Below are 711 nucleotides of genomic sequence, written 5' to 3' on the forward strand. Positions count from 1 at the left end.
TGAGGCGGGTACGCACGATTCCGCGCGGTCGGGGACCGTGGGGGAAAATCGGTGCCGGCGCCGGTCAGAAGACGTACTCGTCTTCGTGGCCCATCATTCCCTCGTCTTCGAACCCGTTGGAGTCGTCGTCCTCCCGCGGGCCGCTCGTCTTGTACGCCTTGATGCCCGTCGAGAGCAGCTCCTCGACCGCCTCCTCGCGGTTGAGGAACTCTCCCTCCTCGACCATCTGGGCGATCTGCATTTCCAGATGCTCCGGCACCGTTATCTTCACTCGTGGCATTTGCTGTCCGGCTCTTGTGGGATGGGAAATATAAAGGTGGCGTCGCAGATGCGTATATCTGAAAACTCAGAACTGAGATTTAAAATTATATTTTTGATCGGTAGAACTCTGATTTGGAAAATCCGAACACTCCCGTCGCATTCCGATGGCAAGGAGGCTCACGCGACGAGAGAGCGACATTCATACGTCGGTTCGGGACGTATCCGCCTCCATGACCGAATCCGGCGTCGACGCCGCCGAGGACCTCACCGATCTCTACCGCGAGTACGGCGACGATCGGCTCCCTCCGGGCCAGCGCGAGACGGACGGTTTCCCCGTCCTCTCGAAGAGCGGAACGCCCGCGTGGGATCCGCAGACCTTCGAACTCGAGGTGTGGGGCGCGGTCGAGGAGCCGCTGTCGTTCTCGCTCGACGAGTTCCGCGACCTCCCCG

General features: G+C 60.8%; 1 protein-coding gene and 1 pseudogene. One reads left to right on the forward strand and one right to left on the reverse strand.

Translation table 11 applies throughout. From position 1 onward, the window contains the following. Nucleotides 1-64: 64 nt before the first annotated feature. Nucleotides 65-280: a ribbon-helix-helix domain-containing protein gene (locus EXE44_RS17580; RefSeq protein WP_092923103.1), complete on the reverse strand. Its 216-nt coding sequence runs from the start codon at nucleotides 278-280 to the stop codon at nucleotides 65-67. A 211-nt stretch (nucleotides 281-491) separates the two neighbouring features. On the opposite strand from EXE44_RS17580, the pseudogene EXE44_RS17585 reads away from it, so the two are divergent. After that, a pseudogene (locus tag EXE44_RS17585) lies at nucleotides 492-711 on the forward strand (molybdopterin-dependent oxidoreductase); the annotation flags it as partial.

Source organism: Halorubrum sp. SS7 (genome assembly GCF_005435055.1).
In the GTDB taxonomy this organism is placed as follows: domain Archaea; phylum Halobacteriota; class Halobacteria; order Halobacteriales; family Haloferacaceae; genus Halorubrum; species Halorubrum salinarum.